Annotated in this window: 13 protein-coding genes; 2 read left to right on the top strand and 11 right to left on the bottom strand. The window is 63.6% G+C overall.

What is annotated here, in order from left to right; genetic code table 11:
* Positions 1-173: 173 nt before the first annotated feature.
* Positions 174-986 (top strand): tRNA cyclic N6-threonylcarbamoyladenosine(37) synthase TcdA, encoded by an 813-nt coding sequence (gene tcdA, locus ACM62G_RS05815; RefSeq protein WP_419736837.1) that lies wholly within the window; start codon positions 174-176, stop codon positions 984-986.
* A 34-nt stretch (positions 987-1,020) separates the two neighbouring features.
* On the opposite strand, the gene ACM62G_RS05810 is transcribed toward tcdA, so the two are convergent.
* From ACM62G_RS05810 to ACM62G_RS05795, 4 genes are all read right to left on the bottom strand, one after another.
* Positions 1,021-1,428, bottom strand: a complete 408-nt coding sequence (locus tag ACM62G_RS05810; protein ID WP_273819419.1) for a SufE family protein — start codon at positions 1,426-1,428, stop codon at positions 1,021-1,023.
* Positions 1,425-2,630, bottom strand: a complete 1,206-nt coding sequence (locus ACM62G_RS05805; protein WP_273819420.1) for an aminotransferase class V-fold PLP-dependent enzyme — start codon at positions 2,628-2,630, stop codon at positions 1,425-1,427. The genes ACM62G_RS05810 and ACM62G_RS05805 overlap by 4 nt, the downstream gene beginning before the upstream one ends.
* Positions 2,631-2,860: 230 nt before the next feature.
* On the bottom strand, positions 2,861-3,895 hold the full coding sequence (dapD, locus tag ACM62G_RS05800; RefSeq protein WP_054058460.1) for a 2,3,4,5-tetrahydropyridine-2,6-dicarboxylate N-succinyltransferase: 1,035 nt from the start codon (positions 3,893-3,895) through the stop codon (positions 2,861-2,863).
* A gap of 46 nt (positions 3,896-3,941) precedes the next feature.
* The gene (locus ACM62G_RS05795; protein WP_239687978.1) at positions 3,942-4,250 is read right to left on the bottom strand and encodes an arsenate reductase; all 309 of its coding nucleotides are present in this window, start codon (positions 4,248-4,250) and stop codon (positions 3,942-3,944) included.
* A gap of 271 nt (positions 4,251-4,521) precedes the next feature.
* Here ACM62G_RS05795 and ACM62G_RS05790 point away from each other — a divergent pair, with 271 nt between their 5' ends.
* Positions 4,522-6,168, top strand: coding sequence for a Na+/H+ antiporter (locus tag ACM62G_RS05790; RefSeq protein WP_419736836.1), 1,647 nt, complete (start codon positions 4,522-4,524; stop codon positions 6,166-6,168).
* Positions 6,169-6,185: 17 nt separating this feature from the next.
* Here the strand turns inward: ACM62G_RS05790 and ACM62G_RS05785 are convergent, their stop codons facing one another.
* From ACM62G_RS05785 to ACM62G_RS05755, 7 genes are all read right to left on the bottom strand, one after another.
* Entirely contained in the window at positions 6,186-6,605 is a 420-nt protein-coding gene (locus ACM62G_RS05785; RefSeq protein WP_273819423.1) for a hypothetical protein, read from the bottom strand.
* Positions 6,606-6,632: 27 nt separating this feature from the next.
* Entirely contained in the window at positions 6,633-7,622 is a 990-nt protein-coding gene (locus ACM62G_RS05780; RefSeq protein ID WP_419736835.1) for a threo-3-hydroxy-L-aspartate ammonia-lyase, read from the bottom strand.
* Positions 7,623-7,695: 73 nt separating this feature from the next.
* Complete coding sequence (locus tag ACM62G_RS05775) at positions 7,696-8,961, bottom strand: aminotransferase class I/II-fold pyridoxal phosphate-dependent enzyme (protein ID WP_419736834.1); 1,266 nt, start codon at positions 8,959-8,961, stop codon at positions 7,696-7,698.
* Between the two features lie 4 nt (positions 8,962-8,965).
* The gene (locus tag ACM62G_RS05770; protein ID WP_054058454.1) at positions 8,966-9,310 is read right to left on the bottom strand and encodes an AzlD domain-containing protein; all 345 of its coding nucleotides are present in this window, start codon (positions 9,308-9,310) and stop codon (positions 8,966-8,968) included.
* Positions 9,307-10,041: an AzlC family ABC transporter permease gene (locus tag ACM62G_RS05765; RefSeq protein WP_419736833.1), complete on the bottom strand. Its 735-nt coding sequence runs from the start codon at positions 10,039-10,041 to the stop codon at positions 9,307-9,309. The genes ACM62G_RS05770 and ACM62G_RS05765 overlap by 4 nt, the downstream gene beginning before the upstream one ends.
* Positions 10,042-10,093: 52 nt before the next feature.
* Positions 10,094-10,975 carry a sugar phosphate isomerase/epimerase family protein gene (locus ACM62G_RS05760; RefSeq protein WP_419736832.1) on the bottom strand — a complete coding sequence of 294 codons (882 nt, stop codon included), beginning with the start codon at positions 10,973-10,975 and terminating at the stop codon, positions 10,094-10,096.
* Positions 10,976-11,099: 124 nt separating this feature from the next.
* On the bottom strand, positions 11,100-11,699 hold the full coding sequence (locus tag ACM62G_RS05755; RefSeq protein ID WP_054058451.1) for an acyl-homoserine-lactone synthase: 600 nt from the start codon (positions 11,697-11,699) through the stop codon (positions 11,100-11,102).
* Positions 11,700-11,762 lie beyond the last annotated feature (63 nt).

The raw sequence follows: 11,762 nt of genomic DNA, 5'->3' as shown, positions 1-11,762 counted from the left end.
ACACCGCCGAGCTTAGGCAATGGCCTTTGGTTTAAGTTCTTTCCTGAGTCTTTGTAGCTGGTTTCTTGTGAAGATGTTGTCATTTTCGCTCATGTGGCCGCCATTCGTAGGCTGAAGGTGCCTGCTGCCTGCGATGGGCCTATAATGCGCGCCGATTTTTCCGGTGATTGGTCATGAGTGCAGAAGATCCGCGGTTTGCCGGCGTTGCCCGGTTGTATGGCATTGAAGGTCTGGAGCGGCTGAAGGCGGCTCATGTGGCCATCGTCGGTGTGGGCGGGGTCGGTTCCTGGGCGGCCGAGGCGATCGCTCGTTGCGGCGTCGGGGAGATTTCCCTGTTCGATCTCGACGATGTCTGCGTCAGCAACAGCAACCGCCAGTTGCATGCCCTGGACAGCACGGTGGGGCGGGCCAAGGTCGACGTCATGGCCGAGCGGCTCAAGGGCATCAACCCGGATTGTCGCGTGCATGCGGTAACGGACTTCGTCACCCGCGACACCATGGCCGAATACATCACCGGGCAGATCGACTGCGTGATCGACTGCATCGACAGCGTCAACGCCAAGGCGGCGCTGATCGCCTGGTGCAAGCGGCGCAAGATCCAGATCATCACCACCGGCGGCGCGGGTGGGCAGATCGACCCGACACAGATCCAGGTCTGCGACCTGAACCGTACCTTCAACGATCCGCTGGCCTCCAAGGTGCGGTCGACCCTGCGTCGCGACTACGGCTTCTCCCGCACGGTCAATCGCCATTACAGCGTGCCCTGCGTGTTTTCTTCCGAGCAGTTGCGTTATCCGAAACCCGATGGTGGCATCTGTCTGCAGAAGAGTTTTGTCGGCGACGGCGTGAAGCTGGACTGTGCCGGTGGCTTCGGTGCGGTGATGATGGTCACGGCGACCTTCGGCATGGTTGCGGCGACCAAGGCGGTGGACAAGCTGGTCGCCGGCGTGCGGCGGCCGTCGGAGCGTGCCATGCCCGCCCAGTGACGCGGGCATGGGCCGGACCCACAGCCACGGTGCCCTAGGCTCCAGTGAGTTCGCGCATGCGCTGCAGTACGGCATTCAGGCCATTGCTGCGCGATGGCGACAGTTGCCGTGACAGCCCGAGCTGGTTGAACCAGTCCGCCAGGTCGATCCCTTGCAGTTCTTCGGCGCCCAGGCCGTTGACCCGTACCAGTAGCAGCGCCACCAGCCCACGGATCATTCGTGCATCGCTGCTGGCGACGAAATGCCACTGACCGTCCCGCAGGCTGCCGGTCAACCAGACCTGGCTCTCGCAGCCGTGCACCCGGTTGGCCTGGTTTTTCTCGGCCTCGTCCAAGGCGGGCAGGCGCTCGCCCCATTGCATCAACAGGCGGGCCCGCTGTTCCCAGCCGGCCGCCGCCCGAAAGCTGTCCAGGGCAGCCTGTGCTTCGCCCGGCAAGTTCATCGCAACAGCTCCAGGGCCTGGTCCAGTGCCTCGAAGAAGCGCTCCAGGTCATCGGAGTCGTTGTACAGCCCCAGCGACACGCGGATCGCCCCGCTCAGCCCGAGTCGCTTCATCAACGGCATCGCGCAGTGATGGCCGGCGCGGACGGCAATGCCCTGCTCGGTCAGCAGGTGGGCGAGGTCGGCACTGTGCACGCCTTCGACGGTGAAACTGGCCAATGCCAACTGCGGCTCGCCCAGCAACTGGATACCGTTGCGTACCCTGAGGCCCTGCAGCAGATGGGCGTGCAGCGCCGCTTCGTGGGCGAGCACCGCGGCCTGGTCCAGCCCGGCGAGATAATCGAGGGTCGCGCCCAGGCCGATCACACTGGCAATCGGCGGCGTTCCGGCTTCGAACCCGAGGGGGGCGGGGCGGAAGCTGGCGTGCTGGTAGTCGGCGTCCTGGACCATCTCGCCGCCGAACTGCCAGTGGCGCAGTTGCCGCAGCGCTTCGTTGCGACCATAGAGCACGCCCAGTCCGTCGGGGCCGTAGAGCTTGTGGCTGGAAAACACGTAGAAGTCGCAACCCAGCGCCTGCACGTCATGACGACCGTGCACGACGCCCTGTGCGCCGTCGACGACCGTCAGGGCGCCGCAGGCTTTCGCCCGGGCCAACAGCTGCGGCAGCGGCTGCCAGGCACCGAGCACGTTGGACAGTTGGCTGACGGCCAGCAGGCGGGTTCGCTCACCGATCAGGCCGAGCGCGGCGTCGAGGTCGATCAGGCCGGCGGCGTTGATCGGCAGGACCACCAGCTTGAGCCCGCGGCGTTGTGCCAGTTGTTGCCAGGGCAACAGGTTGGCGTGGTGTTCCAGGGCGCTGACGACCAGTTCATCGCCCTGTTGCAATAGTGGCTCCAGACCGTAGGCCAGGAGGTTCAGTGCCGCAGTGGCACCGTGGGTGAAGATGACCTGCCCGCTGTCGCCAGCCCCCAGCCATTGGCCGACCTTCAGCCGGCTGTCTTCGAAGGCCTGGGTCGCGTGGGCGCCGGGCAGGTGCTGGGCACGGTGCACGTTGGCTGCGCCGTTGGCGTAGTAATGCGTCAGGGCGTCGAGCAGCGCTTGTGGCTTCTGCGTGGTGGCGGCGCTGTCCAGGTAGGTCTGGTCCTGCCGTTGCAGGGCGGCGATGGCCGGGAAGTCGGCGCGCCAGGGGGAGGCTATCAGCATGGTGTGGGCCCTGGTGGTGGTGGGCGGTTTGCCGGCGCAGGTTGAGGCGATCTTGAGGGCCCTTTCGCGGGCAAGCCCTGCTCCTACAGGTACGGTGCGTTAAAATCCGGCGCTTCAAACAATTTCGTACATAGCCTGGCGACTCCCTGTAGGAGCAGGGCTTGCCCGCGAAAGCGATTACTGGAACACCGCGATTGCCAGCCAGCCGGCTCCCACAGGGGAGGGCGCCATCAGTTGTGCGCGTGCAGCGCTTCGTTCAGCTCGATGGCCGACTTGTGGGTCTTGCATTCCACGGCGCCGGTTTCCGAGTTGCGACGGAACAGCAGGTCCGGTTGGCCGGCCAGGTCACGGGCCTTGACCACCTTGACCAGTTGGTTGTTTTCATCGAGCAGCGCGACCTTGGTACCGGCGGTCACGTACAGGCCCGACTCGACGGTGTTGCGGTCACCCAGCGGGATACCGATACCGGCGTTGGCGCCGATCAGGCAGCCTTCGCCGACCTTGATCACGATGTTGCCGCCGCCCGACAGGGTGCCCATGGTCGAGCAGCCGCCACCCAGGTCGGAACCCTTGCCGACGAACACGCCAGCCGAGACACGGCCTTCGATCATGCCCGGGCCTTCGGTGCCGGCGTTGAAGTTGACGAAGCCTTCGTGCATCACGGTGGTGCCTTCGCCGATGTAGGCACCCAGGCGGATACGTGCGCTGTCAGCGATACGCACGCCGCTCGGCACCACGTAGTCGGTCATTTTCGGGAACTTGTCCACCGAGAACACTTCCAGCAGTTCACCACGCAGGCGCGCTTCGAGCTGGTGTTCGGCCAGTTCGGCCAGGTCGATCGCGCCCTGGCTGGTCCAGGCCACGTTCGGCAGCAGCGGGAACACGCCAGCCAGGCTCAGGCCGTGCGGCTTGACCAGGCGGTGGGACAGCAGGTGCAGCTTGAGGTAGGCCTCGGGGGTGGAGCTCAGTTGGGCGTCTTCGGCCAGCAGGGTGGCGACCAGCGGCTTGTGGCTTTCGGCCAGGCGGGTCAGCAGGGCGGCCTGTGCGGCGTCGATGCCCTTGACGGCTTCGGCCAGTTGCGAGGCCTGCGCGGGGGTGAAGCTGATGGCCTGGTTGCCGCCGGTGTAGCCCAGTACCGGGGCGACTGCCGCGATCAGGTCGGCCGATGGCTGGATCAGTGGCTGTGCGTAGAACACTTCCAGCCAGGCACCTTGACGATTCTGGGTACCGACACCGAAGCCCAGGCTGAACAGAGTAGTGGACATGCAGTTACCTCTTGCGAAATTGAGTGGGGGCCCTGAGCACTCTGGCTCAGTTGAGGGCCGCCGCGTAGCTATCTGGCTTGAAGCCAATCAGGGTTCGGTTGCCGAGATCGAGCACCGGGCGCTTGATCATCGAGGGTTGGGCGAGCATCAGCTCGATCGCCTTCGCCTGGTCGAGATCGGCCTTGCTGGCATCGTCGAGCTTGCGAAAGGTGGTGCCGGCGCGGTTGAGCAGCACTTCCCAGCCATGCTCGTTGCACCAGCGGGTCAGGTTCTCGCGGTCGATGCCGGCGGTCTTGTAGTCATGGAAATCGTAGGCTATCGCGTGTTCTTCCAGCCAGGTGCGAGCCTTTTTCATGGTGTCGCAGGCCTTGATTCCGAAAAGGCGCAATGTGTTGCTCGTATCGGTCACGGGAATTGCCCCCTTTTGCAGATATGCGAGATGAACAGTCGGTAATTATGCCATGGCCGAGTCGGTTCGGGGCCAACCCCGTACCTGTCCGTTCGGCTGGCAGGAATCGCCCTTGCGACCTTGGTGCAACGTCCGCGCGGCAGATTAAGCGGTTAATATGGCACTTTGGCGGCTGATTGTTGCCGGATAGCTTGTTGAACGATTGGGAAGTCGCCTTATGCAAACCGCCTACACCGTCCTCATTCTGCTGATGCTGGTCGGCGTCTCGCGGTTGCTGGCGCGGGTGATTCCATTGCCCTTGCCCCTGGTGCAGATCGCCGCGGGCGCGGCGCTGGCGTGGCCGACCCTCGGCCTGCACGTTGCCCTGGACCCCGAGCTGTTTCTCTTCATGTTCCTGCCACCGCTGCTGTTCTCCGATGGTTGGCGCATGCCCAAGCGCGAGTTCTGGCGTTTGCGCGGTCCGGTGCTGACCTTGGCGGTGGGGCTGGTGCTGTTCACCGTGGTCGGTGCCGGTTGCTTCATCCACTGGTTATTGCCGGGCATTCCCCTGCCGGTGGCCTTTGCCCTGGCCGCGGTACTGTCGCCCACCGATGCCGTGGCGGTTTCGGCGATTGCCCAGAACCGCCTGCCCACGCCGTTGATGCACATGTTGCAGGGCGAGGCGCTGATGAACGACGCCTCGGGCCTGGTGACCTTCAAGTTCGCCCTGGCGGCGGCCATCACCGGGGTGTTTTCCCTGGCCAGCGCCAGCCTCACGTTCCTGCTGGTCGCCATCGGCGGGCTGGCCACCGGTGTCGTGTTGAGCTGGCTGGTCGGGCGGCTCAGGGCCTGGATGATTGCCCGCGGCTGGGACGATCCGGCGACCCATGTGGTGTTCATGTTGCTGTTGCCGTTTGCCGCCTATGTCCTGGCCGAGCGTCTGGGTGTCTCGGGTATCCTGTCGGCGGTGGCGGCGGGGATGATGCAGAGCTGGCTCGATCTGCTACCCCGGCAGACCAGCACCCGGCTGCTCAATCGCAGCGTCTGGTCACTGCTGGAGTTTGCCTTCAACGGCCTGATCTTCCTGCTGCTGGGCCTGCAGTTGCCGGATATCGTCAAGGCGGTGGCCAGCCATGAAACCTCGCTGTGGCCGACGCTTCTCTATCGTTGCCTGGATGTGCTGGCGATCTTCCTGGTGCTGCTGGTATTGCGTTATGTCTGGGTACAGAGCATCTGGCGGCTGTCGGTGCTGCTGCGTCGCTGGCGCGGCAAGAGTGAACTGACGTCGATGCCCAAGGCGCGTTCCTGCTGGCTGTTGACGTTTGGTGGCGTGCGCGGGGCGGTGACCCTGGCCGGTGTGATGTCGGTGCCACTGCTGATCGCTCCGGGCACCGATTTCCCCGAGCGTGACCTGCTGATCTTCATTGCCGCGGGGGTGATCCTGTTGTCGCTGGTGGCGGCCTGTGTCGCCTTGCCGTTGTTGTTGCGCGATGTCGCGCCGAGCCCGGACGATGCCCGTCGCCGTGAGGTGCGCGAGGCCTGGCGGCGCACCGCCGAGGCGGCGATCCGTGCCCTGGAGATCGAGGAAGCGGCCGAGCCCAATGCTGTCGCGGATGCCGCCCAGGCGGCGCTGGCCACCGAGCTGAAGGCGCGGATCATGTCCGAGTATCGGCATCAGTTGGAGGTGTTCAACGATTCCGCCGAGGCCCAGGCCCTGGCCTTCCAGATGGACCTGCTGGAGCGGCGCCTGCGCTTGAAGGCGCTGCGGGCACAGCGCCTGGAGCTTTACAGCCTGCGGCGCCATCACCAGATCGGGGATGATGCGTTGCGTGAGGTGCTGGGTGAACTGGACCTGAGCGAGGCCAACCTGGGGCAGGTGAAATAGCGCCGGGGCTGGCGGGCTCACCAACCCGGTTCGCGGCCGTCGTTGGCGTGGGGAGCGTCGACCACCCGTTCTGGCTGAACGCGGCGGATACGCCGTTCCACATGGTAGGCACCGTCATCGTTGTGGCGAAGGTACAGGCGCCTGCAATGGGAACAGCACCACACGGTGGACTGGTTGTAGGGGTAATAGAGCGGTGCGATGGGGGCCTCGGGTGACCAGTAGGTCGTGCCCTCGGGGTGGTACTCGTCGATGACCGCCTCTTCCGGAGGGTACTTCGACAGTGTGCCGATCGCTGTAAAGGCTTCTTCCTGATAGCCCACCGGCCAACTGCTCCAACCCTGCAGATTGCGCCGAAGGCAGGCACAGTCCACCGTTATGCCCGATGATTCCACGGCGAGGCCGAGCAGGGTCTGGGCGTCTATGAGCCGGTCCTTCATAACGAGTTTCTCTCCATGTTCTGTGCACTAGTGCCCCGAGGGCCCGGGCAGCTCGAGCAGCAGGCGGGCGTAGTGTGCGAGGTCCACATTTCCACCTGACAATATCACGCCAATCCGTTTGCCCCGAAGCTGTTCGCGCATCTTGAACGCTGCGGCCGCCGCCAGGCAGCCGGTGGGTTCGACGACGAGATTCATTCTTTCGGCGAGGAAATGCATGGCCCGCAGCAACTCCTCATCGGTGACGGTCACGATGTCGGTGACCCGTTCCCGGATGATCGGAAAGGTCAGTTTGCCCAGTGACTGGCTCTGGGCTCCGTCGGCGATGGTAATGGGTGTGGCGATGGTGACCAGTGAGCCCGAGTGCAGAGAACGCTGCGCATCGTTGCCGGCCTCCGGCTCCACTCCGAAGATTTCGCAGGCCGGAGACATAGAGCTGGCGATCAGCGCCGTGCCGGCAATCAGTCCGCCGCCGCCCACCGGTACCAGGAGCGCGTCCAGTTGCCCCACCTCTTCGAACAGTTCCAGGGCGGCGGTGCCTTGCCCGGCAATGATATCGGGGTGATCGAATGGCGGGATAAACGTGTAGTCGTGGTCCTGTTGCAGTTGTCGGGCGATCGCCAGGCGATCTTCGGCGTGGCGGTCATATTCGACCACGGACGCGCCGTAGCCCAGTGTCGCGGCCTTCTTCGCGGCTGGCGCGTCCGAGGGCATGACGATCACGGCGGGAATCCCGAGCTCCCGCGCGGCCAGGGCTATCCCCTGGGCGTGGTTGCCCGAGGAGTAGGCCACCACGCCCCGCTGCCGGGCGGTGGCATCGAGTTGCATCAGGGCGTTGAGCGCGCCGCGTATCTTGAACGCCCCCATGCGCTGGAACTGCTCGCATTTGAAATGGACCCGGTTTCCCAGCCAGGTATCGAGGGTGGAGGAGGTGAACACCGGGGTGCGCCGTACGTGCCCCGCAAGGCGTAGGGCGGCAGCCTGCACATCCTGTGCAGTGGGCAATGACAGTTCGCTCATGGCGACTCCTGGAGTGGTGCTATGAAACGACATGACGGGGGCTGCCCGTCATGCCAGGGTGCCGGGCAGGTCGTCAGCGGCCGGACTCGCGCTCGGCGCAGGCCAGTCTTACCGAGTTGGCGATGACCTCGGCTGCCTGCTCGATCTGCGCGAGGTTGAGGTAGGACGGCGCAATGCGCAGGTGGCGTTGCCGGGCATCGTGACCGTGGCAGTGGGTGGCCCCGGCGGGGGTCATTTTCACGCCCGCCTCCTGGGCGATATCCACAACCCGTCCGGCCAGCCCGTCGGGAACCAGCAGGGTGATGAAATAGCCGCCGCTGGGATGTGACCAACTGACCTCCGGCAGGCCTGTCAGGTGCTGGCTGAAGATCTGCCGGACCCGCTGGAACTTCGCCCCCAGGGATTGGCCATGGCGCTTCATGTGGGCCCTGAGGTTGTCCGCCGTCTGGAAGAACATCAGGTGTCTGACCTGGTTGACCTTGTCCGGGCCGATCGTCTTGTACTGGCGGCACTGCAGCCACCAGCGCAGGGTTTCGGGACTGCCGCCGATCATCGCGATGCCGGAACTGGGAATGACCATTTTCGAGGTCGAGGCGAACAGGATCGCCCGCTCCGGGTTGTTTGTGCGGACGCAGGCCGCATAGACGTCGGGGGCCGGCTCGGTGTGCTCGTGGAAGTCGTGGACCGCATAGGCATTGTCCCAGAACAACCGGAAATCCCGGGCTGCGGTCAACATGCTGGCCAGTCGGTTGACCACCTGCTGGCTGTAGATTGCGCCGTTGGGGTTGGCGTGCCGGGGGACACACCACATGCCTCGAATGCTCGGGTCGCTGGCGACCAACCGTTCGACCTCGTCCATGTCCGGCCCGTCTTCGTTCAACACCACGGGGACCATCTCGATGCCGTAATACTCGCAGATCGAGAAGTGCCGGTCGTAGCCAGGTTCAGGGCAGATGAAGCGCACCTTGTCGGCCTTGCCCCACGGCTGCATGCCGGCGAAGCCCCGGATCCAGGCATGGCCGATGGCTTCATGCATCAGCGCCAGGCTGGAGTTCTCGCCGATGGCCACCTGGTCGGCGGGAAGCCCCAGCAGCGCCGGGCCGAACAGCTCACGGACCTCCTTGACGCCCTGCAGTCCACCGTAGTTGAGCCAGTCCTGGCCGTCGGCGGAGGCGAACGGGTGGCTGCCGGGCAGGCTGAGAAAGTCGTGGGCCAGGGCGATCTGCTCGGGCGATGGCAGGCCGCGGGTCATGTTGATCGGCTGTTGGCGGTCGCGAAGTTCGGCGTGGCGTGCACGCAGTTTCTCCAGGTCCGGCTGTGTCGGGCGAGAGTCGGGCATTGCATCAAGCTCCTACGAAGAAGGTCATGGCGATGAAAAAGCCGAGGCAGATGAAGAGTGTCTTGAATACTCCCCGGAAACGCGCGGCGAGAAAGACGGCGAGGCACAGGGTGGCCAGCTTCAGCAGGGCCGTGGGGTTTTCGAAGTGCCCCAGCCAGTCGTCGTAGTAACGCTCGCCCAGCAGGGCGGAGTAGATGATGCCGCCCATGACGCCAAAGGCCGCATAGTTGAGGAATCGATAGATCAAGCCATCGGAAGCGATCGGCAGTTTGTGAAAGACCAGGATGGGCAGCGCGCGCAGCACGTAGGAGGCGAGCGAGGCGACGAGGATAAGCGTCCAGTTGTTCATTGGCTCTTCCGTTCGAACAGTTCGTCCCAGATCAGGAGGGCGGCTCCGAGTGCGAACGGCACCACGAAGATCTGGTAGTCGTGCAGGTAGCGACCGACGATCGGGGTCAGGGCGAAGCCGGCACCGGTGGCGATCATCGGCTTGAGTTTTGGCCAGGCGAGTGAGGCGAGCACGGTGAAGTGGATCGGCAGGATCACGCCGATCACCGATTGCAGCAGCGGGTTCTGATCGCCGCTGACCCAGTAGCCCAGGCCGGTGGCGACGATGGCGATCGACAGGGTGCTGATGCCACAGCCCAGGTAATAGTTGTAGACGTTGGCGATCATGCCCTTCTTGGCGTTGGACAGGGTGAAGGTGGAGATCGACAGCAACTGGGCGGACAGCAACGACTTCCACAGCGGCACGCCCTTGAAGTGCTCGGTCAACACCGAGGACATGATCAGGAAGCGGAAGTTGACCACCAGCGTGGTGAACAGGATCGACATCACCGTCAGGTTCGCGCCGTGTTGGGCGAGGAACACCTGCAGCGGCGCCGCATGCACGGTGAAGGTCATGATCAGGGCCTGCAGGCCCATGAACCCGGCATCCCGACTGGCGGCCCCGATGGAGAAAAAAAGGAACATGAAGGTCAGGCAGACGGGGAGTGAATCGATGCAACCTTCGGTGAAGGAGTTACGACTGGCCCGGCGTTGTTCGCCGGGCGAATCGGTGATCGACGCTTGGTTTGCCATGAGGCAGCTCCTGGCGCTGACGGCGAAGCGAATCCGCCGTCAGCGCTGCAGATTATCGAGCGCAGGACGCTACGAGTTGGTTGAGAAAATCGACACTGCCACGCAGGGTGCCGCCACGGGTTTCAAAACCGACCATGCCTTTCCAGCCGGTGTACTGAATGGCATCGATCAGGCCCGGAAAATCGAGGTTGCCCTGGCCCAGCGGGAAATGCGAATCCCGGTCACCATTGTTGTCACTGAAAGACATGCCAACGACCCGGTCGCTGAATTTCCAGAAGAACGACAGGGGATCGCCCTCATTGACGTAGGCGTGGGACACGTCCAGGAACATGTGCAGGCCGGGAACGGACTCCAGCACATGCTCGACCTCGTCTGCCGTGGTGCAGATGTAATAGAAGGGGTGGAAGCGGGTGTAGTTGCACAGGTTCTCCAGCCAGATCTCGACGCCCCGGGCCTTGCCATAGGCCACCAGTTCCCGGAGGTTGCCAACCAGACCCTCCAGGCCCTTCTGGCGGGCTTCCTTGACCAGACGCGGCTCGACCACGCCACCGCCGTGGACGATCAGTGGCGCACCGCCCAATGCGGCGCAGATATCGACCTCTTTTTTCACGTAGTCCAGGGCGGCGGCGGCCAGGTCCTCGACATCGCTGCCCAGCGGGGCCTTGAAGTTGCCGTGGAAAATCGGTTTCACGCCGCTGTTGGCGATCAGTTCATTCAGCGCCGCCAGGCGTTGCGCTGTGAAGTCGGAGGGACGTTCGCCTTCAAGGCTGCCGTCGATGTACCAATGGCTGTAACCCTGTTCCAGGGCCCGCTGCAGGCCCGCCTCGGCTGCCAGATAGTCTTGCTGGGCGGTGGCGGTAATGAATGCTGGCCAGGTTTCGCGGCTGGCGAATGCGTTGGTGGCGCCTTTTGGCAAATCGGTCACGGTTTCCATGTGTCTTCTCCACAGTCCAATTGTATTTATGATGAGAGCGGTGGTGTTTGCCTCTCGTGGTGGCAACCGGGACGGGCCCGGTGTGGGGGCAAATCATCTATCAATCCGTGGGCGGGACAACCTATCAGTTTGACAGGTTGGACGCGGCCTCGGTTTTCTCCAGGGCGTCCAGCGTTTTCCGGTTCAGGGCGATGGACAGCGCAACGGCGCGTTCCACACCGATGGTCTTGGCCGGGCCCAGTCGCCGAATATCCAGGCCGAGCCGAATGAGCAGTTTCTCGACGCCCACCGTGGTCACCGTGACGAATCGCTTCAGGCCGCGCTCGACACCAAAGTGGACGACCGCCCGTATAGCGATCAGCGACTGCTCGGAAAATGCATAGGAGCGACCGCCCTGCTGGCAGATGGCAAAGCGACTGAGTTCCCAGGTGTCCTCCGCGCAGGGAACCGGGGCGCCCGCCAGAAGTTCCGGGAAAGTATCGGCCAGCATATTCGGGCCGGTAGTGGGCAAGAGTCGCCAACAGCCGCGGACACTTTCATCCAGGCCGGCATCCTGCAGGATCATGTAATAGGGGTTCAGTGCATCGTAGCCATCAATCTCCATGCCACCGATGACACTGACATCCCAATCTTTCTTGTCGCGGAATATCTTGGCTCTCAGGATATGCATTTTTTCCAGGCATATATCGTCGAAGTTGTTTCTTTTATCAATGGCTATATTCATGGAAGTTACCTCGAAAAGACGAGGTATTTATATATCCAGTGTGGATAATTAGTAGCCTATCAA

Origin of the sequence: Pseudomonas sp. COR18, from assembly GCF_048568395.1 — a bacterium.
Classification (GTDB): Bacteria; Pseudomonadota; Gammaproteobacteria; order Pseudomonadales; family Pseudomonadaceae; genus Aquipseudomonas; species Aquipseudomonas fuscovaginae_B.
The sequence above is the reverse complement of the archived record's forward strand: the minus strand, read 5'-3'. Positions and strand labels throughout refer to the sequence as shown.

Excerpts from the sequence above, each read along its gene's own strand:
- tcdA (WP_419736837.1), top strand. The coding sequence starts at position 174 with ATGAGTGCAGAAGATCCGCGGTTTGCCGGCGTTGCCCGGTTGTATGGC.
- ACM62G_RS05810 (WP_273819419.1), bottom strand. The coding sequence starts at position 1,428 with ATGAACTTGCCGGGCGAAGCACAGGCTGCCCTGGACAGCTTTCGGGCG.
- ACM62G_RS05805 (WP_273819420.1), bottom strand. The coding sequence starts at position 2,630 with ATGCTGATAGCCTCCCCCTGGCGCGCCGACTTCCCGGCCATCGCCGCC.
- dapD (WP_054058460.1), bottom strand. The coding sequence starts at position 3,895 with ATGTCCACTACTCTGTTCAGCCTGGGCTTCGGTGTCGGTACCCAGAAT.
- ACM62G_RS05795 (WP_239687978.1), bottom strand. The coding sequence starts at position 4,250 with ATGAAAAAGGCTCGCACCTGGCTGGAAGAACACGCGATAGCCTACGAT.
- ACM62G_RS05790 (WP_419736836.1), top strand. The coding sequence starts at position 4,522 with ATGCAAACCGCCTACACCGTCCTCATTCTGCTGATGCTGGTCGGCGTC.
- ACM62G_RS05785 (WP_273819423.1), bottom strand. The coding sequence starts at position 6,605 with ATGAAGGACCGGCTCATAGACGCCCAGACCCTGCTCGGCCTCGCCGTG.
- ACM62G_RS05780 (WP_419736835.1), bottom strand. The coding sequence starts at position 7,622 with ATGAGCGAACTGTCATTGCCCACTGCACAGGATGTGCAGGCTGCCGCC.
- ACM62G_RS05775 (WP_419736834.1), bottom strand. The coding sequence starts at position 8,961 with ATGCCCGACTCTCGCCCGACACAGCCGGACCTGGAGAAACTGCGTGCA.
- ACM62G_RS05770 (WP_054058454.1), bottom strand. The coding sequence starts at position 9,310 with ATGAACAACTGGACGCTTATCCTCGTCGCCTCGCTCGCCTCCTACGTG.
- ACM62G_RS05765 (WP_419736833.1), bottom strand. The coding sequence starts at position 10,041 with ATGGCAAACCAAGCGTCGATCACCGATTCGCCCGGCGAACAACGCCGG.
- ACM62G_RS05760 (WP_419736832.1), bottom strand. The coding sequence starts at position 10,975 with ATGGAAACCGTGACCGATTTGCCAAAAGGCGCCACCAACGCATTCGCC.
- ACM62G_RS05755 (WP_054058451.1), bottom strand. The coding sequence starts at position 11,699 with ATGAATATAGCCATTGATAAAAGAAACAACTTCGACGATATATGCCTG.